Source organism: Pseudomonas sp. ANT_H12B (assembly GCF_008369325.1).
GTDB lineage: Bacteria > Pseudomonadota > Gammaproteobacteria > Pseudomonadales > Pseudomonadaceae > Aquipseudomonas.
This window is the reverse complement of record NZ_VOBI01000024.1, coordinates 26,175-47,748: the sequence shown is the minus strand read 5'-3', so window position 1 is coordinate 47,748 and position 21,574 is coordinate 26,175. Positions and strand designations below refer to the sequence as shown.

The following is a 21,574-nucleotide window of genomic DNA, read 5'->3' as shown; positions in this document are numbered from 1 at the left end:
TTCGCGAGCAGGCTCGCTCCCACAGTTGAAATGCATTTCAATGTGGGAGCGAGCCTGCTCGCGATGGCGTCCTTACAGACGCCGCCAGATCAGAAGTGAACCTTGACCAGGAAGCTGGTCACGCTCTGATCAGTCTTGAAACCCTGGCTGTCTTCGATGCCGTACTTGTTTTTCCAGTAGTCATACTCGACGCCGACGTACAACTGCTTTTCGCCAAGGTTCAGCGCCTTGCCCAAGTCGTATTTGACCTGCGGATTGAAGTGCAGGTTGGCGTGGTATTCGCCTTTTTTGTTGACGTCGTTGTCGACCACCCAGTCCATGAAACCGTCGATCAGGATGTTCGAATCACCCACCGGGACGGTGTAGGACCAGACCGGCGTGACCTGCCAGATATTGTCACCGGGGCGGTCGCCTTCGGTATGACGGTTGTAGAAGTTCAGCTGGAAGTAATCGAAGCCCGGGATCGCCAGGTCAAAAGCAGGGCCGATCAGGTACGACTCGGTATCGTCTTCACCGAACTCGTACGTCATGGCCAGCAACACGTCTTTGATCGGGCCGAACGCGAGTTTTTGATCGAAGATCTTGCCGAACGAAAGGCGCGGGCTGATTTCACCGTAATAGGTGTTCTCACCGGCGAAGGAATCTTCCTTGCCGTTGTAGAAGATCTTGTCGACGAACACGAAGTTGTCGCCATATTTCCAGCCATCGGCATGTTCGAAGGTCACCGTCTGCTGAATGCGCGGGTTGACCTGGAAGTCCTTGCCATACAGGTAGGTCAGGCTGTTGTTCTGCCATTGCAGCAAGTCGCCGGCCATGGCCTGGCCCCCGGCCAGCAAGGATCCCGCCAGCATCAGGCTAGTGCACGTACGTTTCATTCGGTTGCTCCCAAAAAGTAGGTGTTCCACGTTATTTTTTTAAGGTCGGCGCTCTGGTGTGGCGCCTTTTTCTGTAGCTGTAAAAAATCATCCAACCGGTCAGCTTCAGTGCTGTTAGCAAGAGCTGCGCCAAGGCTTTTAAAAAACAAAAAAACTCCCGTTCGGCTGCTCGAAAGCAGTCGATTGAGAGGGGTTTTGGAGTGCCTTGGTACTGTCCAGAGCCGGGATAAGTTGGCTTTCTGGTCAGGAATTAAATCCGGGCTTTTTTTTAGACCAGATTCGGGCGGCCGCGGAGAATACTGACTCCTTGGCCAGGTCTCAAGTGCCCCGCAACAGCGCATCGACGACAGGTTTGAAGCACGGTTGCGGGCCATCTTAGAAATGCACCTTCACCAGCAGGCTGGTGGTGTTTTCATTGGTGTCGAGGTTGCCGTTGTTTTCGATGCCGTACTTGTCTTTCCAGTAGCTGTATTCGACGCCGACGTACACCTGTTTCTCCCGCCAGCCCAAGGCCGTGCCCAGGTCATATTTGATCTGCGGGTTCACGTGCAAGTTGGCGTGGTAGGTGCCCTGTGAGTTCTGGTCGTTATCCACGACCCAGTCGATGTAGCCGTCGATCAACAGGTTCGAGTTGCCCAATGGCAGGGTGTAGGACCAGGCCGGCGTGATCTGCCAGACATCGTCGCCGGGGCGCGAACCTTCGGTCTGGCGATAGTAGAAGTTCAAGGTGAAAAAATTGAAGCCCGGTACTGCGAGGTCGAAACCGGGGCCGATCAGATAGGCCTCGGTGTCGTCTTCGCCATTCTCGTAGGTCATGGCCAGCAACACATCCTTGATCGGGCCGAATTCGAAACGGCGGTCGAGGATTTTGCCGAAGGAGAGGCGCGGACTGAACTCGCCGTAATAGGCGTGAACGCCCTTGTTCCGGTCTTTGTCGCCGTTGTAGTAGGTGCTGTCGACGAACAGGAAGTTGTCGCCGTACTTCCAGCGGTCGGCGTGCTCAAAGGTTATCGTCTGCTGGATCGACGGGTTGACCGCGAAATCCTTGCCATACAGATAGCTCAGGCTGTTGGTCTGCCACAGCAGTAAATCGCCGGCCATGGCCTGACTGGCGGCCAATAGACCACCGCCTAACAGCATGTTGGTTTGTGTCCGAATCATCTGTTGCTCCCTCTTGTTTTTATTGTTTGAGGCGCAGGGGTTTCCACTGTGGGAGTGAGCCTGCTCGCGAAGGGGTCATCGGTTTCAACATCACTGTTGACTGATAAACCGCTTTCGCGAGCAGGCTCGCTCCCACAGGTTTTTGTGGCTTTAGTGTGTTAGTGCGGGTGGGCGTGGCAGTCGTTGATGGCCGCGCGTTCGGCGCCGCCGAGGATGTTGAACAGCAGGTTGAGCGACAGCGCACTCAGCGTGGCCATGGCGATTCCACTGTGGGTGATCGGGCTCATCCACATCGGAAGGTGGGCGAAGAATTCCGGACGGACCACCGGGATCAGCCCCATGCCGATGCTCACCGCCACCAGCAACTGGTTGCGACGGTCACCGATGTCGGCTTCCTGAAGAATCTTGATGCCGGTGGCGGCGACCATCCCGAACATCGCAATCGCCGCGCCGCCCAGTACGGCGGGTGGAATCGATGCCACCAGAAACGCCGCTTTCGGCAACAAACTCAACACCACCAGCAAACCGCCAGCAACGATGGTCACCGAGCGGCAACGCACGCCGGTCATCTGCACGAGGCCGATGTTCTGCGCGAAAGAGGAGTGGGTGAAGGTGTTGAAGAAACCGGCGAAGAACGAGGCGCCGGCATCACACAACAAACCGCGACGCAGCATCCGTGGGCAGACGTCCTGGCCGGTGATTTTGCCCAGCGCCAGGAACATCCCGGTGGACTCGACGAAGATGATCACCACCACCAGGCACATGGACAGGATCGGTGCGAGCTCGAACTTCGGCATGCCGAAATGCAACGGGGTCACGAATTGCAGCCACGGCGCCTGAGCCATGCCGCTGAGGTCGACCATGCCGATCAGGCCGCAGACGATGTAGCCCAGGCACATGCCGATCAGCACGGAAATGTTGACCCAGAAACCGCGCATGAAGCGATGGACCAACAGGATGGTTGCCAACACCAGCGCGGCGATGGCCAGGTAAATCGGTGAACCGAATTGAACGGCGCCAGCACCGCCGCCGGCCCAGTTAACGGCCACGGGGAACAGCGACAAACCGATCGAGGTGATGACCGTGCCAGTCACCAGAGGCGGGAAGAAGCGCACAACTCTGGACATGAACGGCGCGATGATCATGCCGAAGAACCCGGCGGCGATGGTCGCACCGAAGATCCCCTGCATACCGATGCCAGGCATGCCGGCCATGGCGACCATGCTGCCGACGGCGGCGAAACTGGCGCCCATCATCACCGGCATGCGGATGCCCATCGGGCCGATACCCATTGATTGCACGATGGTGGCGATCCCGGCAACCAGCAGGTCGGCGTTGATCAGGAAGGCGATTTCTTCACGACTCAGGCCAGCGGCCTGTCCGATGATCAGCGGCACCGCGATGGCTCCGCCGTACATCAGCAGAACGTGTTGCAGACCGACCAGGATCAGTTGCAAAAGGGGCAAGCGTTGAATAGCGGGTGCGTCGGGGATGCGTGCTTCGGATAGCTCGGACATGCAACACCTCGGATCTTTTTTATTCTTGTGATTTTGTGCGTCAGGTAGACCGCAGCGCGGCCAATCGCGGGCAAGCCCGCTCCCACAGGGATCACCTAAAACCTGTGGGAGCTGGCTTGCCTGCGATGCTTTTCAACGATTAATTGGTGGGAGCTCCCTGAACAATCCACGCCCCGATCAGATCACGCTCCTGCTGGGTCATCTGGGTGATGTTGCCCAATGGCATGATCTGGCTGGCAACGGCCTGGGCCTGAATGCGCGGGGCCTGGAGCTTGATCTGCTCGGGGGTATCGAACATCACGCCAGCTGGCGCAGCACTGAACAGCGGGCTGGTTGGTTTGGCCGAATGGCAGACCGAGCAACGTTCCTGGATCACGCTGTGCACCTTGTCGAAACTCGGACCGGCGTTGGACGCCTGGGCCGGTGCGGCTGATGCCTGCGCAGGTTTGGCTTCGGCCGGTTTCAGACCACCGCCCAATGCGGTTTCCGGCTGTGGCTGGTATTCGATCTTCGCTGATGCGCTGGCCACTTCAGGGGCGCTGGACATCGGCTTCGGACCGGATACGTAAGCCAGGCAAATCATGCCCACTGCGGCCACGGGCAAGGTCCAGGCATACTTGTGGCTGTCGTGACGGGTGTTGAAGTAGTGACGCACCAACACCGCCAGCACCGCGATCCCGGCCAGGATCAGCCAGTTGTATTGGCTGCCGTAGGTGCTCGGGAAGTGGTTGCTGATCATGATGAACAGCACCGGCAAGGTGAAGTAGTTGTTGTGACGCGAACGCAGCAGGCCTTTGGCCGGCAGTGCCGGGTCGGGCGTACGGTTTTCGGCAATCGCTGCAACCAGTGCACGTTGTGCCGGCATGATGATGCGGAACACGTTGCCGACCATGATGGTGCCGATGATCGCGCCGACGTGCAGGTACGCACCACGACCGCTGAACACTTTGCTGAAGCCGTAAGCGGCGCCAATGATCAGCACGAACAGGATAAAACCAAGCAGGGCTGGGCGTTTGCCCAGGGCCGAGTCGCAGAGGAAGGAGTAGACGAACCAGCCGACGAACAACGAGGCGATGCCCAGGGCAACACCTTCAGGGCCGGACAGGCTGCTGCCCGGTGCCAGCAGGTACAGCGTCGGGTTGGAGTAGAACACCACGCACAGCAGCGCGACCCCCGACAGCCAGGTGAAGTAGGCTTCCCATTTGAACCAGTGCAGGTTGTCCGGCATGGTCGGTGGGGCCAGTTTGTATTTTTCCAGGTGATAGATACCGCCGCCATGAATCGCCCACAAGTCGCCCGCCAGACCACTTTTCGGGTTGACCCGATTGAGGTTGTTTTCCAGCCAGACGAAATAGAACGACGCGCCGATCCAGGCCACGCCAGTAATCATGTGAACCCAACGCACGCTCAGGTTCAGCCATTCCAACAGATGTGCTTCCACAGTCTTTACCTCTCGCCTGTCACTCTGTTGTCGAGTGATCAGACCTTCTCTTATTGGTGGGGGGCGAGGATCAAACGCTCATCCTCTTTGAAAAAATGCTCATCGCAGTTATTGCCTGTGCCACTGCGATCAACCACCAGGAAGTCATCCCGCTTTTCGATCGTCAGCACCGGATGGTGCCAAACGCCGCGATGGTAATTAATGCCCTGCCTGCCGTTGGTGACGAAGGCGCGGACCAAGCCTGATACAGGTTCATCGCCAAGTGGCGCGACCACGATCAGAAAGGGGTTGCCGAGCAGCGGAATGAAAGCCTGGCTGCCCAGCGGATGACGCTCCAGCATGCTGACGGTCAGCGGCATGTCCTGCGCGTCGGCGCGGAAGATGCTGATGATCGCCTTGTCCTCTGGCGTGGCGGTTTCCACCGTCGCCAGTTTATGGAAGCGCATGGTCGAACCGTTGTTGATCATGAAGTGATCGCTGCCGTCGGTTTCGATCACGTCACCGAAAGGGGCGAAGGCTTCTTTGGTCAGCGGTTCAATCGTCAATGTGCGCATGCTGGTCTTCTTTTCCGAATTCTGTGTTGTTGGTTCTATTGCTATCGCTAGCAGGCTAGCTCTCACATTTGGAATGCATTTCCCTGTGGGAGCCAGCCTGCTGGCGATGGGGTTCAGCGCTTATTTAGCGACCTTGCCCAATACACGCAGGCGACTCACACCGCCATCCGGGAATACGTTCAGACGGATGTGGGTAATCGGCCCCAGCGCCTTGATCTGCTCGGCGAAGGTGTGTTCGGCGTGCATTTCCAGTTTCTGCGCCGGCAGCAGTTCGCGCCAGAACAGCGATTGGGTTTCGATCTGGCTGTCGGTGCCGCCCTTCACGAACGCGCCCTGGATCGAGCACGTATCCGGGTAGTTGCCCTTGAAGTGCAGGGTGTCGACGATGACTTTTTCGATCTCGCCGGCATGACCCAGCGCGACGATGACCCAGTCATTGCCTGGCGTGCGACGACGTGCAGTTTCCCAGCCGTCGCCCATGTTGATGCCACGGCCCGGGTTGAGGATGTTGCTCATGCGGCCGAAGTGTTCGTCGGAGCAGGCGAGGGCGCGGCCACCGTTCAGGGCTGCTGCCAGGTCAACTTGCTCGTTGTCGCCCACAGCGGACCAGTCGCGGAACGGAATACCATAAACACGCAGACGGGCCACGCCACCATCCGGGTAGATGTTGAAGCGCAGGTGACTGAACGCTTTGTCGTTGCTGATTTCGTGGTAGTGGTGGCTGTTGCCTTGCAGCTCGACGGCCGACAGCACTTCAGTCCACTGGGTGTTGTCGTCCGGCTCGCCCGAGGCCAGGAAGCACGCTTCCAGGGAGGCCGACGGCGGGAAGTTGCCGGTGAAGAATGAAGTGTCGATGTCCACGCCTTTGATCGAGCCCGGAACGCCCAGGCGGATCACGGCGCTGTCGTAGCCTTCGAAGCGCTTGCGGCGCGACTCCCAGCCGTCCATCCACTTGCCGTTGTCATCGAACACGCCCTCCTTCCACACAGCCGGGGTTGGCTGGAACAGGCGGTTGGCATCAGCGAACCAGTCATCGGTGACCGAGATGATCTTGGTGCCCAGGCGGGCGTCGGCCAGGTTGACGAACTTCTCGAAAGGTACGGCGTAAGCTTTCATTCTTCTTGTCTGCCTTTAATTAGTTGGCTTGGGATGCTTGCAGGGCCCTGGGCACTTCCGCGTTTGATGGTGCTCGGGCCAAGTTCGCTAGAGAGTCAGTAATCGGAACAGGGCGATCTTGTTGATCTCCGCCAGCGCGCACTTGAATTCGGTATCTGCCGGGTTGTGAATGCGCGTTTCGAACGCCGCGAGGATCTGATGCCGGTTGCTGCCTTTTACCGCCATGATGAAGGGAAACTTGAACTTGGCCTTGTAGGCGTCGTTCAGCTCGGTGAAGCGTTGAAACTCTTCGGCCGTGCATTGGTGAATACCGGCGCCAGCCTGTTCATTGGTGCTGGCTTCGGTTAGTTGGCCCTGGACGGCGGCTTTGCCGGCCAGGTCCGGGTGAGCGTTGATCAGGGCCAATTGGCTTTCGTGATCGGCGCTCAACAGGATGTCGCTCATGCGCTGGTGCAGGGTTTCGATCTCGTCGATCGAAGCGTCCTGGCCCAGGTCGAAGGCCTTCTCGGCCACCCATGGCGAATGTTCGTAGATGTCGGCGAAAGCGGCAACGAAGGTGTCGCGGCTCAGGGTCGATGGCTTCAGTGTCTGGAAGTGGCTCATTTTTCAGCCCCTTGGTACGGGTGGGTTTCATGCCAGTGGCGAGCGATGTCGACGCGACGGCTGAACCACACCTGTTCATGACTTTTAGCGTATTCGATAAAGCGTTTGAGCGAGGCCAGACGCGCCGGACGGCCGATCAGGCGGCAGTGCAGACCGATCGACAACATCTTCGGTGCCTCAGCGCCTTCGGCATACAGCACGTCGAACGCATCTTTGAGGTATTCGAAGAAATCGTCGCCCTTGTTGAAACCCTGGACCTGGGTGAAGCGCATGTCGTTGGTGTCCAGCGTGTACGGAATCACCAAATGCGGCTTGCCGGTCGGGTTGTTCGGTTCCCAGTAGGGCAGGTCGTCGTCGTAGGTGTCGCAGTCGTAGAGAAAACCGCCTTCTTCCATCACCAGTCGACGGGTGTTCGGACCGGTGCGGCCGGTGTACCAGCCCAATGGGCGCTCGCCCGTGATTTCGGTGAGGACGCGGATCGCTTCGAGCATGTGCTCGCGTTCCTGCGCTTCGTCCATGTACTGGTAGTCGATCCAGCGGTAGCCGTGGCTGCAGATCTCGTGGCCGGCGTCGACCATCGCGCGGATCACGTCCGGGTGGCGCTGGGCGGCCATGGCCACGGCGAAGATAGTCAGCGGAATGTCGAATTCCTTGAACAGTTTCAGAATCCGCCAGACGCCGGCACGGCTGCCATACTCGTAAAGCGATTCCATGCTCATATTGCGCGCGCCTTGCAGCGGCTGCGCCGAGACCATTTCAGAGAGGAAAGCTTCGGATTCTTTATCGCCGTGCAGGATATTGCGCTCGCCACCTTCTTCGTAATTGAGCACGAAGGACAAGGCGATGCGGGCATTGCCCGGCCAGTGTGGGTGAGGAGGGTTACTGCCGTAACCGATCAGGTCGCGTGGGTAGTCAGCGCTCACTGCAGTCTTCCTTCTTATTCGTGATGAACGGTTGTGTGGCGGCCTGGCGATCAGATGACAGGCTGGTGTCACAGCGATGGGCTAATTGTATACAACTTTATATCCACTTTGTAAGCCTGTTTTTTTGCATTTTTGATGAACTGTCATCTGCACCTGTTATTGCAAGAAATCTGCCTGATTGGTCAGCTAATGGATGAAAGGTCCGCAGATCTTATGGTTTGGCAGTAGATTCATTGGAAGTTCATGAATGACGGTTCAGGTCGCAAAAATGTCGTTTTTATTGTGTACAATTTTTACTAAAAGTGTCTTAATCAGTCGCTCGCCGCAGCGTTTCGTGCTTTGAAACGGTGCGGTCTCCTTTTCAACTGACTTCGGGAGGCGCGAGGTCTGACTGCTCCACGCAGGCAGGCGCGCAGAATCAATGGGACGTTTGACTACACACGTTTTGGACGCTGCACACGGTTGCCCGGGCAGCTCGATCAAGGTCGAGTTGTACCGCGTTGAAGGCTCGCAGCTGGAATTGGTCGCCAGCGCGATCACCAACGGCGACGGCCGTGTCGATGCACCGCTGCTGCAAGGCGATGACTACCGTTCCGGGGTCTATCAGGTTCAGTTTCATGCGGGCGATTACTACCGCGCCCGTGGCGTTCAGCTTCCTGAACCTGCGTTTCTGGATGTGGTGGTGCTGCGGTTTGGCATCTCTGCCGAGCAGGATCACTACCATGTGCCGTTACTGATTTCGCCGTACAGCTATTCGACCTACAGAGGAAGCTAGACTCCCCCAAGAATCTGCGCATAAAGCTTCTTTGGTCTTTTGCCCGCTCACGCTGCGGGCTTTTTTTGCCTTTGAGAAAGCAGGTGTCGGGTCTGGCGTCATCGCGGGCAAGCCCGCTCCCACAGCTTCTGTGAACGCCACAGTCCACTGTGGGAGCGGGCTTGCCCGCGATGCTTTTGTTTTTAGCGGCTCAACAAGGATGCTGCACCCGCACCACTGAACAACCCCGCACTCACCCGGTTAAACCAACTCTGCCCCTTGCCGCTACGCAGATACCGCGCCGCGCCATGGGCGCCCAGGCCATAAGCCAACTTGCACAGCAAATCCAGAACGGTCCAGGTCACGATCATTACCAGCAACTGCGGCAGGAACGGTTGTTCGGCACTCAAGAACTGCGGCAGGAAAGCGGCAAAGAACAGGATGTCTTTCGGATTGCTGGCGCCCAACACAAACGCGCGCCCGAACAGTGCACGAAAGCGTGGAACCGGCGCTGCCTGGGGTACTTCAGCGCCCACCGATGGCAGACGTGATTGCTGCCAGCTCTGCCAGGCGAGGTAGAACAGGTACAGCGCGCCGACGATTTTCAGTGCGCTGAACAACTGTTCCGAGGCTAGCAGCAAGGCGCCCAAACCCAGTGCCGACGCACTGAGCAAACAGATCGACGCAATCACGCCACCCAGAAACGCCGGGTAAGAACGACGCAAACCGTAATTCAGACTGTTGCTGATCATCAGCAAAGACAGTGGCCCCGGGATCAGGATTACCACCAGCGCAGCGCCGCTGAACAGCAGCCAGGTTTCCAGACTCATCACTTTCCTCCATTTGCACAAAAGCCTCACCCGACGGGGTGAGGCTGTTTTGAAACGTGTACCGCTTGAGGCTTACAAGAAAACAAACTTGGCGATGAAGATCGCGCAGAGCACCCACAGGCTGATGGAAATTTCCTTGTGCTTACCGGTGCAGGCCTTCAGCACGACGTAAGTGATAAAGCCCAGCGCGATGCCATCGGCAACCGAGAAGGTCAGCGGCATCATGATCGCGGTAACGATTGCCGGGATGCTGTCGGTCGCTTCGTCCCATTCGATGTGCTTCATGCCGCCCATCATCAGCATCGCCACATAAATCAGCGCACCGGCGGTTGCATAAGCGGGGATCATGCCAGCCAGCGGTGCGAAAAACATTGCGGCAATAAATAGCACACCTACGGTCACAGCGGTAAGACCAGTCCGACCACCTGCGGCGACACCCGCGGCACTTTCCACGTAGCTGGTGACCGGCGGAACACCCACCATCGCACCGAATACACTGGAAGCACTGTCGGCTTTCAGGGCACGGGAGAGGTTTTCGATCTTGCCGTCAGCGTTCACCAGACCGGCGCGCTGAGCGACACCCATCAAGGTGCCGGCGGTGTCAAACATGTGCACGAAGAGGAAGGCCAGCACCACGCTGATCATGCTGATATTGAATACACCGGCGACATCCATGGCCATCCAGGTCGGTGCCAGGCTCGGCGGTGCGGACATGATGCCCTCGTAATGCACCAGGCCCAGGCCCCAACCCGCCAGGGTGACGGTGATGATGCTGATGAGAATCGCGCCAAACACTTTGTGGTAGCTGAGTACGGCGATCATCAGGAAGCAGATGGCGGCCAGCAGCGGGCCAGGTTCGCGCAGGGAGCCAAGCTTGATCAGGGTGGCCGGGCTATCGACGACGATGCCGGCGGTTTTCAAGCCGATCAGCCCCAGAAACAAGCCCACGCCGGCGCCCATGGCAAAGCGCAAACTCACTGGAATGCTGTTGAGCAGCCATTCACGGATGCGCGAGAAAGTCAGAAACATGAACAACACACCGGAAACAAACACCGCGCCAAGGGCAGTTTCCCAGTTGTAGCCCATGGTGCCGACTACGGTGTAGGTAAAGAAGGCGTTCAAACCCATGCCCGGCGCCAGGCCTACTGGCCAGTTGGCGTAAAGGCCCATCAACAGACAACCCAGCGCGGCGGCGATGCAGGTGGCGACGAACGCGGCACCGTGATCGATCCCGGCATCGGCCATGATGTTGGGGTTAACGAAGATGATGTAAGCCATGGTGATGAAGGTTGTCAGACCGGCAATCAGCTCGGTCTTCACCGTGGTGCCGTGCAAGCTGAGTTTGAAGATGCGCTCCAGCCAGCCATTGCGTAATGGCGGCGAGAGTTCCAGTGGCGGGGCTTCGGATTTGCGGCTTTCCACAGCGAGTACTCCTCAAGAGTTTTATTTTTATTTCCAGGGCCGGACCCATGAGGGTGGCAGCGGCCCTTTGAGGCACTTGCGAATTTGTTGACCGCTTGGTCAGGAACTCGCACGAAATGGATTATGCTTTTGTATACAAATAAAGCAAATAATGTTTTTGATTTTGTAGACGAAAAGTTTGGCAATAGGGATATATCGGCTATAGCCGATCAGCTTGGAAAGACCTGGGCTTTACCCAGCGCCAGATTTACCGCCAGCCACCCATTCACCGCCGTTTCCCCGGCTTCGGCAAACACCCGCTCAAGCAATTTCACCTGTTCACGCCGCAGCGACTGCTCGAAACGCGCGCCATCGTCAGTCAGTTCCAGCAGCCGCTTACGCTTGTCAGTCTCGGACGCAACGCTGTTCACCAAATGCATTTCCACCAATTGGCGCAGCGGAATGTTCAGTGCCTGCTTGGTCACCCCGAGCAAGGCCAGCAGTTCCTTGACGCTCAGGTTCGGGTAACGGGCGATGAAAAACACAATGCGTTGATGCACCCGGCTCAAGCCTCGGCGCTCGAGCATTTCGTCGGCCTTGGCGGTAAAAGCCTGGTAGCCGAAGAAGAACGCTTCCATGGCTTGTTGCTGAGTGCCGGGATTTTTAAGGTCAAGCATATTGACGTATCCGTTCGGGCTGTCGTAATTTCGGTCAACCAGTTTGACTTATTTTTCTCAGGCTTTGCTACCGGTGATCCCCATGGCTTTTTCCGAACGTGTCTCGCGCCTTAAAAGTTCTTTGATCCGTGAAATCCTCGCCGCTGCCCAGCGTCCGCAAGTGATGTCGTTTGCCGGGGGTCTGCCGGCCGAAGCCATGCTGCCGAAAGTCGAGTGGGCTGACATGCCGCTGTCCATGGGCCAATACGGCATGAGCGAAGGCGAGCCTGCGCTGCGTGAAGCCCTGGCAGCCGAAGCCCGGGCGTTGGGTGTGCCATGCGAGGCGAGCCAGGTGCTGGTGGTCAGCGGTTCCCAGCAAACCCTCGATCTGGCGGCCAAGCTCTACATCGACAAAGGCACCGAGATTTTGCTTGAGGCGCCAACCTACCTGGCGGCGTTGCAGATATTCCAGCTGTTCGGCGCGGACTGCATCACCGTCCCGCTGCAAGCCGATGGTCCGAACCTGGCGGAGCTGCGCACCCGCCTGGAAAAACACAAACCCGCCTTCATCTACCTGATCCCGACCTTCCAGAACCCGTCGGCCGTGCGCTACAGCGTAGCCAAGCGCGACGCCGTGGCAGCCTTGCTCGATGAATTCGGTGTGACCCTGATCGAAGACGAGCCTTACCGCGAGCTGACCTTCGATGGCGGCAGCGCCACGCCGATTGTCAGTCGCTTGAAAAAGGCCAGCTGGATCTACACCGGCACTGTGTCGAAAACCCTGCTTCCGGGCCTGCGGGTGGGCTACCTGATCGCCAGCCCGGACCTGTTCGCGCATTTGCTGCGGCTCAAGCAATCGGCCGACCTGCACACCAATCGCGTGGGCCAGTGGCAAGCGCTGCAATGGATCGGCAGCGAGAAATTCCAGCATCACCTCAGCGAATTGCGGGACTTCTACCGGGTTCGTCGGGACGCGTTTCAGTCGGCCCTGGACACTCATTTTTCCGATCTGGCGGATTGGAACGTGCCTCAGGGCGGGCTGTTTTTCTGGCTGACGCTCAAGCAGCCGCTGGATACCCGCACATTGCTCAAGGCTGCTCTGGCAGCGGATGTGGCGTTCATGCCGGGTGAGCCGTTCTTCCCCGATCCGGATAATAATCATGGGCATCTGCGGTTGAACTTCAGTCATATCGACCCGGCGCGGCTGGACGAGGGGCTCAAGCGTTTGGCAGCGGTGGTGCGCCAGGCTCAGGCGGCGGAAGCGGCTTGAGGGGAGGGTAGAAACGAATAAACCGGCGCAAGCGCCGGTTTATTTTTGTCTGGAATTTGTGGTGTTTGATCTGGCCTCATCGCGGGCAAGCCCAGGCAACCCAAATGAATCAGGCCGCGGCGAACCGCTTATCCAGATAATCAATGATTACCTTGGACTCATACATCCACGTGGTCTGCCCATTCTCTTCAATGCGCAAGCAAGGCACCTTGATCTTGCCACCTTGCTCCAGCAGGGTCTGGCGATCCTGCTCGTTGTTCTTAGCATCGCGCAGCGCCACCGGCACATTCAGGCGGCGCAGGGTGCGGCGGGTTTTCACGCAGAACGGGCAGGCGTGGAACTGATACAGGGTCAGGTCCTTGGCGGCCGTCTCGACCTGAGCCTGAGCGGCGGCAGGGCGCTGCTTCTTGCTCGGGCGAGTGAGGAAGTCGATGAAGATGATCAGTTGGCCAAGGCCGACACGAAGCGCTTTTACGAACACGGTATAAGCCTCACGGGGCGAAAGAAGGCGCGCAGCTTACCTGATTTTTCGCGGACGAAAAAAAACCGGCGATGAGCGCCGGTTTTCTTCGTGCTGCGATTTACTTGATCAGGCTGAGAAACTCACTGCGAGTGGCAGCGTTTTCGCGGAACTCACCGAGCATCACCGAGGTGATCATCGACGAATTCTGTTTCTCCACACCGCGCATCATCATGCACATGTGTTTGGCCTCGATCACCACCGCAACGCCCAGGGCGCCGGTGACTTCCTGGACCGCATCAGCGATCTGGCGGCTGAGGTTTTCCTGGATCTGCAGGCGGCGGGCGTACATATCGACGATCCGCGCAACTTTCGACAGCCCCAACACCTTGCCGCTCGGGATGTAAGCGACGTGGGCCTTGCCGATGAACGGCAACAAATGGTGTTCGCACAGCGAGTACAACTCGATGTCCTTCACCAGCACCATTTCGCTGTTATCGGAGCTGAACAAGGCACCGTTGGTGACCTCTTCCAGCGTCTGTTCATAACCGCGGCAGAGGTACTGCATGGCTTTGGCGGCACGTTTTGGCGTGTCGAGCAGGCCCTCGCGGGAGACGTCCTCGCCCAATTGGCCGAGAATCGCGGTGTAATTCTGTTCCAGGGACATGAAACTACCTGTGGGATTTTACGCAAAGGGCAAGGGTACGGTGGCGGACACGGCGCTGCAAGCGTGAAGCGACGGGTTTACTCGTCGCGACCTTCCATCATGGTGCGTTTGAGCATCACATAAACCGCTCCGGCGCCGCCGTGTCTGGCCTGGCACGAGGTGAAGCCGAGCACCTGTGAATGCTGGCGCAGCCAGGTGTTGACGTGGCTCTTGATCATCGGGCGCTTGCCGTCCAGACGCACAGCCTTGCCGTGGGTGACGCGCACGCAGCGGATTTCGAATTTGGTCGCTTCAGCCAGAAAAGCCCAGAGAGTTTCCCGGGCCTTTTCCACGTTCATGCCATGCAGGTCGAGGCTGCCTTCGAACGGGATCTGCCCGATCTTGAGCTTGCGCATCTGGCTTTCCTGAACGCCGTCGCGTGCCCACATCAGCTCGTCTTCCGGGCCTACGTCGATAACGAATTGATCGGACAGCCCGTCGACAGTGGTGGCATCGGTGCGCACGGTGGCGGCCTGACGCAGCTTGGCGATCTGCGCGCGGTCAGCTTTGGGTTTGCCGGTTTCGGCGCGATCGTGCTTGATCGGCTTGACGCCTTGGATCGCGTTTTTGAACAGGGAAAAATCGTCGTCTTGCATGTCAGCCTCCGCGAAGGGCGGCCAGTTTACCCAACTCAAGACGAATCGGGCGCGAGAAAACGCGAAGTGTTCGGCTCAGTCGTGTTTTTTCATCAGGTGCGGGGATATGTTCAGCTCCCTCGACTGACGGGAACGGCGACGGCAACGACGCCACAACCACACGCCGATGTACAAAAAGAACAGGCCAACAGCCAAAATGATTGCCGAGCCCAGCGGGCTTGCATTCAATTCGCCTAGGGCCGGCGGGCGACCCAGCAGGCTGGCGGCACCGGCCATTGCAAGCAATACGCCGAACATCGCCAGCAACGCGGCAAACGCTGCGCCGAATCGAAAACGCCAGTTGCTTTGGCCTTTGGGCCGCAAGCGGCGAGCGTCAAATCCATCGGATAACTTCATTCCGACCTTCCTCAATGGGTATCGGCCCTTCGACCGGGAGTTGACCGGGATGTTCCTGAGGCTAAGACAATTACAGCAAATGAGAGGCCTTTGCGGATGAGCGGCGATATGGACCGCTCATCGCAGGTCGATCAGATCAACTCTTGCGTCAGGGCAACGACTGCAAAATTGTCCGCCATGATTGCCATTTCGGTCTGATGAACGTGCTCAGCGCTGAGGACACCACCTTTGTACGGCAAATCGCGGGTAGCGCAGGCATCTTCAACAAGGGTGCAGCGAAAGCCCAGGTTTTTTGCCGCACGCACGGTAGTGCTGACGCTGGAGTGGCTCATGAAGCCGCATACCACCAGATCCACCGAGCCCAGTTCTTCCAGGCGTTTTTTCAGATCCGTGCCATGGAAAGCACTCGGCAGGATTTTTTCAATTCTGATTTCGCCGGAAAGCGGCTCCAACCCGGGAATGAACTGCCCACGCTCGCCACGTGGATCGAACAGCCCACCGACGGTACCGAGATGGCTGACATGCACAATCGGCCGGCCGGCTGTACGGGCAGCGGCCACCAGTTGCTTGATGTTCGCGACGGCAGCATCCATGCCGCTCAGGGCCAGGGGGCCGCTAAGGTATTCTTTCTGGGCATCGATAATGACAAGGGTCGCATGGCTCAGTTTGGCTGCTGCATAACCGCGGCCGCTGAGTTGAAACATCGTTTGTGGAACGGGCATTCTGGGGCTCCTTCGGGTGGGGCTTTTGCGACATTGTCCTCTGGCTGAGCGCTTCTGTGAATCGCTACCATCGTAGGCGCCGTGATTGCTGGCGCGCAGCCTTGTCAATATGCCTGTTTTGTTTAACAACCATCCGTAAAAATAGAATAGTCCTACATCTGGTCCGGTATTTTTCCCGCGTCGTCGTAAGGCGTTTTGGCTGTTAGAATCGCCAGTCGTTTTTTCAGGAGTTTGCACCCGTGATCACTTCCCGACTTCGTACCCTGCGTGACCATATCCGTTGGGCCGTCAGCCGCTTCCATGGGGAGGATCTGTTTTTCGGCCATGGGACCGACAACGCCTGGGACGAAGCCCGTCAACTGGTGTTGGGTGCGCTGCACTTGCCGTGGGAAATTGCTGACAGCTACCTCGATTGCAATCTGGAAGAGGACGAACTGGTCAACGTGCAGCGCCTGCTCAAGCGCCGCATCGAGGAACGTATTCCTACCGCTTACCTGCTGGGTGAAGCCTGGTTCTGTGGCATGTCGTTCATTGTCGACGAACGCGTATTGATCCCGCGTTCACCGATAGGCGAGCTGATTGAAAAGCGCTTCGAACCGTGGCTGGGCGCCGAGCCTGCGCGGGTTCTCGACTTGTGCACCGGCTCGGGCTGCATCGGTATCGCCTGTGCCTACGAATTCCAGAACGCCGAAGTGGTGTTGGCCGACCTGTCGTTCGAAGCCCTGGAAGTGGCCAACCAGAACATCGAGCGCCACGGCGTCGATGAGCGGGTGTACACGGTGCAGGGCGACGGTTTCGATGGTTTGCCGGGTCAGCGTTTCGACTTGATCGTGTCGAACCCGCCTTACGTCGACGCGGAAGATTTCGCCGACATGCCGGACGAATACCAGCACGAGCCGGAGCTGGGCCTGGCCTGCGGTGATGATGGTTTGAACCTGGTGCGTCGAATGCTCGCTGAAGCGGCGGATCATCTGACCGAGAAGGGCTTGCTGATTGTCGAGGTGGGCAACAGCCAGGTTCACGTCGAAACGCTGTACCCGGAAGTCGACTTCGCCTGGCTCGACTTCGAGCGCGGGGGGCATGGTGTATTCATGCTGACGGCGGAGCAGTGCCGCGATCATCAGGCATTGTTCGCGTCCCGCGTTTAACCCGTAATGATCGTTCCCACGCTCTGCGTGGGAATGCAGCCCGGGACGCTCCGCGTCCCAAAAGCGGACGCAGAGCGTCCATTGAGGCATTCCCACGCGGAGCGTGGGAACGATCAAGAGCTGTTACCGGTGCGTAGCAATCCAGATCAGCAACCCCGCCTGAAACATCGCAAACGCCACCAGACACGTAATGGTAAAACGCAGCCCAGCGTCCTCACGCTTGTACTTGCTGACTTTTTCTTCGTGTTTCTTGAGTTTGACTTCCTGCTCGGCCAGATTCTGCTCGGCCTGCTGAAGCATCTGCGCCGCCTCAAGGATTTCCACAACCTGCAGTTTTTCGCTGTTCCAGTCACCCAGCAAGTCGCTGACTTGAACCTCTTTGACGCTACCCTTCAAATGCTGGGCGTCGGCGTAGACCACGTCAAAACCATGCATGCGCAAAAAGTGATCGCGGCGCAGGCGCGTGTCTTCGTTCAGCGCATCCTTGTTGTTCAGGTCGGTGCCGTCGACGGTGTAACCGGGCCATCTTTTCTTCGCCCAATTAACGCCCTGAGCTGCCATGAAGCGGCCGATGCCCCGGTTCATCGGCTCGATCTGCAGGCCGCTGTCAGGTCCGAAGCGAACGCGTTTGGCGGTGTGATCGACCCACACGTCCAGATGATTCTGTTCCTTGCGCACGCGCTGGCCGGGCAGCGAGATGCTCATGCGCATCAGGCTGTGTTTCTTGTCATTGCGTTCGGCATAACCGAATTCGACAAAGCGTAGAGGGCGTCCACCGGTGTTGCGGTCGGTCTGCAATGGCGCCAGACGGAGCATCTTGTGGTGCTCGACATGGACGTCCGCCCACGGCAGCTCAACCGCTGGCGGCGCCTCTTTTTCAGCGGTGGTGTCGGGTGAAGTCTGGGTATCAGTCATAACGGCGAGATCCTGTCCAAGCTCTGCTTGCCGCCAGTCATAGCGCTGGCGACAAAGGCTTATCGGCCGTTTTTTTCAGGACTGGAGGGCAAACAACGCTTAACTGGCGCGAAGTCCGTCAATAAACCCGAGGATTCGCGTGCCCAATTCGGCCGCCAACGGCAATTGTGGATCCTTATAAGAGGCCATTTGCCGTTTTACGTCGTTGGGCACGATGCGCATCACGTGGTTCATGCCTTCAATCAGCGCCAGTTCGGCGTCCGGTTTGGCGGCTTTCAGCATCTTGGCGTCCCCGACACCCACCTGGATGTCGTTACTGCCCTGGATGATCAGCGCCGGCATCTTCAACTTGGCGAACGCCGCCGCCGGGTCCTGGCGGAACAGCGAAATCAGGTATGGCTGCACGCTCGGGCGGAAAATCACCTGCAACTGCGGCGGCACGTTGTCGTCGGTTTTTCCGGCCTTGAGGCTGTCGAGCAATTCATTGCTGCGCAGCATCAGCGGTGGCGGCAGGCGATTGCTCAATTGCTGGCGCAACACTTGGTCGATCGGCCGGGCGCTGCCGGACATGGAAATCACCGCCGCCGCGTCGAGGTTCGGTGCCGCGAGGCTGGCGATCAGCGCGCCTTCGCTGTGCCCCAGCAAAATCAGCTGGCCGAAGCGTGGATCGGCTTTGAGTTTCTGACCCCAGGCCTCGGCGTCGGCCACATAAGCCTCCACCGACAGATTGCGTTCGTCCGGGGTCGCCGCAAGGCTCGCCGCCACGCCGCGTTTGTCATAGCGCACGCTGGCGATGTTGTGTTTGGCCAGCACCCAGGCCAGCCGCTTGAGGCTGTCGTTGCGTCCGCCGTCGGAGTTGTTTCCGTCGCGATCCGTCGGACCGGAGCCGGAAATGATCAGGACAACCGGTACCGGCGTGTCGGACTTGGGCAGCAGCAACGAGCCGAAAAGCTCCCCGGTGCCGGTATCCAAAGTGATCGGGCGTTGCAGGACAGTGGCCTGTACAAAACCGGTAAACAGGGTAAGGCTCAAGGCTAGAACTCGCAGCATCATCACGCCATCATGAACAAGATGCCGGTTGGACTCGCAGGCACCCATAAGGTTCGAGGATGAACTAGTTGGGTAGCCTGCGTATACTGGCGCGCATTACGTATTTGGTTCGATTTCACGGAGCGTCCTGCATGTCCGGCAATACCTACGGCAAGCTGTTCACTGTCACCACCGCGGGCGAAAGCCATGGCCCGGCGTTGGTCGCCATTGTCGACGGCTGCCCGCCGGGTCTGGAGATTTCTCTGGAGGACCTGCAACGCGACCTCGATCGCCGCAAACCTGGCACCAGCCGCCATACGACGCAGCGCCAGGAAGCCGACGAAGTCGAAATCCTCTCCGGCATATTCGAAGGTCGCACCACCGGTTGCTCCATCGGCCTGTTGATCCGCAACACCGACCAGAAGTCCAAGGACTACTCGGCAATCAAGGATCTGTTCCGCCCGGCCCACGCCGATTACACCTACCATCACAAATACGGCGAGCGCGATTACCGCGGCGGTGGTCGCAGTTCGGCCCGTGAAACCGCCATGCGCGTGGCTGCCGGTGCGATTGCGAAAAAATACCTGGCCACTCAGGGCATCGTCATTCGTGGCTACATGAGCCAGCTCGGCCCGATCGAAATCCCCTTCAAGACCTGGGATTCGGTGGAAGAAAACGCCTTCTTCAGCCCTGATCCGGACAAGGTCCCGGAACTGGAAGCCTACATGGACCAGTTGCGCCGAGACCAGGATTCGGTCGGCGCGAAGATCACCGTGGTCGCCGAAGGCGTGATGCCCGGCCTCGGTGAGCCGATCTTCGACCGCCTCGACGCCGAGCTGGCCCATGCGCTGATGAGCATCAACGCGGTCAAGGGCGTGGAAATCGGTGCCGGTTTCGCCAGCGTCGCCCAGCGCGGCACTGAACACCGCGATGAAATGACCCCGCAAGGTTTCCTCAGCAACAACGCTGGCGGAATCCTCGGTGGCATCTCGTCCGGCCAGCCGATTGTCGCGCACCTGGCGCTGAAGCCAACCTCAAGCATCACCACGCCGGGCCGTTCCATCGACATCCATGGCAACCCGGTGGAAGTCGTCACCAAGGGCCGTCACGACCCGTGCGTCGGCATTCGCGCTACACCGATTGCCGAAGCCATGATGGCCATCGTGCTGATGGATCACTTGCTGCGTCACCGTGGGCAGAACGCCGATGTGCGCGTTAGCACGCCGGTGCTGGGTCAGCTTTAATGGCTGACCTCACAGCCGCTGCGGTCTAAGGACAGTGGCGGCGCTCCCGTACTGGCGGCTCTCCAGTTTCTATCTGTTCTATTTCGCCTTGCTCGGTTCGACGGCGCCGTTTCTGGCGCTGTACTTCGATCACCTGGGCTTTTCCAGTGCGCGCATTGGCGAACTGGTGGCGATCCCGATGCTGATGCGCTGCGTGGCACCCAACATCTGGGGCTGGCTCGGTGACTACACCGGCCGACGCCTGGCCATCGTGCGTTTCGGCGCGGTCTGCACGTTACTCACGTTCTCACTGATTTTCGTCAGCAAGACCTACGCCTGGCTGGCGATGGTCATGGCCCTGCACGCATTTTTCTGGCACGCGGTGCTGCCGCAATTCGAAGTCATCACCCTGGCGCATTTGAAGGGGCAGACGTCGCGCTACAGTCAGATCCGCCTCTGGGGTTCAATCGGTTTCATCATTACCGTGGTTGCGCTGGGCCGGCTGTTTGATTGGCTCAGCCTGGACATTTATCCGGTGGCGCTGTTGCTGATCATGGCCGGGATTGTAGTCAGCAGCTTGTGGGTGCCGAATGCTCAACCGGTGCAGAGCGATCGGGTGACGGGGGAGGGTTTCCTCAAGCAATTGCGCAGCCCCGGCGTATTGGCGTTTTACGCGTGCGTGGCGCTGATGCAGATGAGTCACGGTCCGTATTACACCTTCTTGACGCTGCACCTTGAGCGACTCGGTTACAGCCGCGGGTTGATTGGCATGCTCTGGGCGGTCGGTGTGGTTGCCGAAGTGTTGATGTTCCTGGCCATGAGCAAGATTCTTGCGCGTTTCTCGGTGCGTCGGGTGCTGCTGGCGAGTTTCCTGTTGGCGGCGCTGCGTTGGTTGCTGCTCGGTTCGTTCGCCGAATTTCTCTGGGTGCTGTTGTTCGCCCAGATCCTGCACGCGGCGACGTTCGGTAGCTTTCACGCGGCTGCCATCCAGTTTGTGCAACGTAGTTTCGGCGCTCGCCAGCAAGGGCAGGGCCAGGCGCTTTATGCGGCGCTGGCCGGCACCGGCGGCGCACTGGGCGCATTGTATTCCGGCTATAGCTGGAACGCTCTCGGCGCCACATTGACCTTTAGTATTGCCAGCCTCGCAGCCTTCGCAGCAGCCGTTATCATTGCGACATGCATGCAAGAAGACCGGCCATGAGCCTGACCCGTGAGCCCCTCGCCCAGAAAATTATGAATTTTTGTTCGAGTGCGAGTTGAAGACGCGCTCCCTCTTGA

Annotated in this window: 24 protein-coding genes; 5 read left to right on the top strand and 19 right to left on the bottom strand. The window is 58.6% G+C overall.

What is annotated here, in order from left to right:
- Positions 1-89 precede the first annotated feature (89 nt).
- From FQ185_RS26990 to puuE, 9 genes are all read right to left on the bottom strand, one after another.
- Positions 90-875, bottom strand: a complete 786-nt coding sequence (locus tag FQ185_RS26990) for an outer membrane protein OmpK (RefSeq protein ID WP_149420122.1) — start codon at positions 873-875, stop codon at positions 90-92.
- Positions 872-1,249, bottom strand: coding sequence for a hypothetical protein (locus FQ185_RS26985; RefSeq protein WP_149420121.1), 378 nt, complete (start codon positions 1,247-1,249; stop codon positions 872-874). The genes FQ185_RS26990 and FQ185_RS26985 overlap by 4 nt, the downstream gene beginning before the upstream one ends.
- 1 nt (position 1,250) lies before the next feature.
- On the bottom strand, positions 1,251-2,036 hold the full coding sequence (locus FQ185_RS26980; protein ID WP_149420120.1) for an outer membrane protein OmpK: 786 nt from the start codon (positions 2,034-2,036) through the stop codon (positions 1,251-1,253).
- 158 nt (positions 2,037-2,194) lie between these two features.
- Positions 2,195-3,553 carry a nucleobase:cation symporter-2 family protein gene (locus FQ185_RS26975; RefSeq protein WP_149420119.1) on the bottom strand — a complete coding sequence of 453 codons (1,359 nt, stop codon included), beginning with the start codon at positions 3,551-3,553 and terminating at the stop codon, positions 2,195-2,197.
- Between the two features lie 139 nt (positions 3,554-3,692).
- Positions 3,693-4,994, bottom strand: a complete 1,302-nt coding sequence (locus FQ185_RS26970) for a urate hydroxylase PuuD (protein WP_149420118.1) — start codon at positions 4,992-4,994, stop codon at positions 3,693-3,695.
- A 50-nt stretch (positions 4,995-5,044) separates the two neighbouring features.
- Positions 5,045-5,548, bottom strand: a complete 504-nt coding sequence (locus tag FQ185_RS26965) for an ureidoglycolate lyase (protein ID WP_007988150.1) — start codon at positions 5,546-5,548, stop codon at positions 5,045-5,047.
- Between the two features lie 120 nt (positions 5,549-5,668).
- Positions 5,669-6,664, bottom strand: coding sequence for an allantoicase (alc, locus tag FQ185_RS26960; RefSeq protein WP_076027963.1), 996 nt, complete (start codon positions 6,662-6,664; stop codon positions 5,669-5,671).
- Between the two features lie 87 nt (positions 6,665-6,751).
- Entirely contained in the window at positions 6,752-7,267 is a 516-nt protein-coding gene (uraD, locus tag FQ185_RS26955) for a 2-oxo-4-hydroxy-4-carboxy-5-ureidoimidazoline decarboxylase (RefSeq protein WP_149420117.1), read from the bottom strand.
- Positions 7,264-8,190, bottom strand: a complete 927-nt coding sequence (gene puuE, locus FQ185_RS26950) for an allantoinase PuuE (protein ID WP_149420116.1) — start codon at positions 8,188-8,190, stop codon at positions 7,264-7,266. Before puuE ends, uraD begins: the two co-directional genes overlap by 4 nt.
- Before the next feature lie 421 nt (positions 8,191-8,611).
- Between puuE and uraH the strand changes: the two genes are divergently transcribed.
- Positions 8,612-8,965: a hydroxyisourate hydrolase gene (uraH, locus tag FQ185_RS26940; RefSeq protein WP_149420114.1), complete on the top strand. Its 354-nt coding sequence runs from the start codon at positions 8,612-8,614 to the stop codon at positions 8,963-8,965.
- Positions 8,966-9,147: 182 nt separating this feature from the next.
- Here uraH and FQ185_RS26935 read toward each other — a convergent pair whose 3' ends face one another.
- From FQ185_RS26935 to FQ185_RS26925, 3 genes are all read right to left on the bottom strand, one after another.
- The gene (locus tag FQ185_RS26935; RefSeq protein ID WP_149420113.1) at positions 9,148-9,774 is read right to left on the bottom strand and encodes a LysE family translocator; all 627 of its coding nucleotides are present in this window, start codon (positions 9,772-9,774) and stop codon (positions 9,148-9,150) included.
- A 72-nt stretch (positions 9,775-9,846) separates the two neighbouring features.
- Positions 9,847-11,196, bottom strand: a complete 1,350-nt coding sequence (locus FQ185_RS26930; RefSeq protein ID WP_149420112.1) for an NCS2 family permease — start codon at positions 11,194-11,196, stop codon at positions 9,847-9,849.
- 209 nt (positions 11,197-11,405) lie between these two features.
- Positions 11,406-11,852, bottom strand: coding sequence for a MarR family winged helix-turn-helix transcriptional regulator (locus FQ185_RS26925; protein WP_149420111.1), 447 nt, complete (start codon positions 11,850-11,852; stop codon positions 11,406-11,408).
- 82 nt (positions 11,853-11,934) lie between these two features.
- On the opposite strand from FQ185_RS26925, the gene FQ185_RS26920 reads away from it, so the two are divergent.
- The gene (locus FQ185_RS26920) at positions 11,935-13,101 is read left to right on the top strand and encodes a PLP-dependent aminotransferase family protein (RefSeq protein ID WP_149420110.1); all 1,167 of its coding nucleotides are present in this window, start codon (positions 11,935-11,937) and stop codon (positions 13,099-13,101) included.
- A gap of 109 nt (positions 13,102-13,210) precedes the next feature.
- Here the strand turns inward: FQ185_RS26920 and FQ185_RS26915 are convergent, their stop codons facing one another.
- The 5 genes from FQ185_RS26915 to FQ185_RS26895 all read right to left on the bottom strand — a co-directional run bounded on the left by FQ185_RS26915 (position 13,211) and on the right by FQ185_RS26895 (position 15,981).
- A complete protein-coding gene (locus FQ185_RS26915; protein WP_149420109.1) occupies positions 13,211-13,582 on the bottom strand; it encodes a glutathione S-transferase N-terminal domain-containing protein in 372 nt (123 codons plus the stop codon).
- A gap of 100 nt (positions 13,583-13,682) precedes the next feature.
- Entirely contained in the window at positions 13,683-14,228 is a 546-nt protein-coding gene (gene folE / locus FQ185_RS26910; RefSeq protein WP_128871843.1) for a GTP cyclohydrolase I FolE, read from the bottom strand.
- Positions 14,229-14,305: 77 nt separating this feature from the next.
- Positions 14,306-14,863, bottom strand: a complete 558-nt coding sequence (locus FQ185_RS26905; protein ID WP_149420108.1) for a Smr/MutS family protein — start codon at positions 14,861-14,863, stop codon at positions 14,306-14,308.
- Between the two features lie 75 nt (positions 14,864-14,938).
- Entirely contained in the window at positions 14,939-15,259 is a 321-nt protein-coding gene (locus tag FQ185_RS26900; protein WP_149420107.1) for a hypothetical protein, read from the bottom strand.
- Between the two features lie 131 nt (positions 15,260-15,390).
- Positions 15,391-15,981 carry a cysteine hydrolase family protein gene (locus FQ185_RS26895; RefSeq protein ID WP_149420106.1) on the bottom strand — a complete coding sequence of 197 codons (591 nt, stop codon included), beginning with the start codon at positions 15,979-15,981 and terminating at the stop codon, positions 15,391-15,393.
- A gap of 239 nt (positions 15,982-16,220) precedes the next feature.
- On the opposite strand from FQ185_RS26895, the gene prmB reads away from it, so the two are divergent.
- A complete protein-coding gene (prmB, locus tag FQ185_RS26890; protein ID WP_149420105.1) occupies positions 16,221-17,129 on the top strand; it encodes a 50S ribosomal protein L3 N(5)-glutamine methyltransferase in 909 nt (302 codons plus the stop codon).
- A 123-nt stretch (positions 17,130-17,252) separates the two neighbouring features.
- Here prmB and FQ185_RS26885 read toward each other — a convergent pair whose 3' ends face one another.
- Complete coding sequence (locus tag FQ185_RS26885; RefSeq protein ID WP_149420104.1) at positions 17,253-18,044, bottom strand: hypothetical protein; 792 nt, start codon at positions 18,042-18,044, stop codon at positions 17,253-17,255.
- A gap of 99 nt (positions 18,045-18,143) precedes the next feature.
- On the bottom strand, positions 18,144-19,142 hold the full coding sequence (locus FQ185_RS26880; protein ID WP_149420103.1) for an alpha/beta hydrolase: 999 nt from the start codon (positions 19,140-19,142) through the stop codon (positions 18,144-18,146).
- Positions 19,143-19,225: 83 nt separating this feature from the next.
- On the opposite strand from FQ185_RS26880, the gene aroC reads away from it, so the two are divergent.
- Both aroC and FQ185_RS26870 read left to right on the top strand, forming a co-directional pair.
- On the top strand, positions 19,226-20,317 hold the full coding sequence (gene aroC, locus FQ185_RS26875) for a chorismate synthase (RefSeq protein WP_149420102.1): 1,092 nt from the start codon (positions 19,226-19,228) through the stop codon (positions 20,315-20,317).
- A 34-nt stretch (positions 20,318-20,351) separates the two neighbouring features.
- On the top strand, positions 20,352-21,497 hold the full coding sequence (locus tag FQ185_RS26870; RefSeq protein WP_149420101.1) for an MFS transporter: 1,146 nt from the start codon (positions 20,352-20,354) through the stop codon (positions 21,495-21,497).
- The last annotated feature ends 77 nt before the right edge of the window (positions 21,498-21,574 follow it).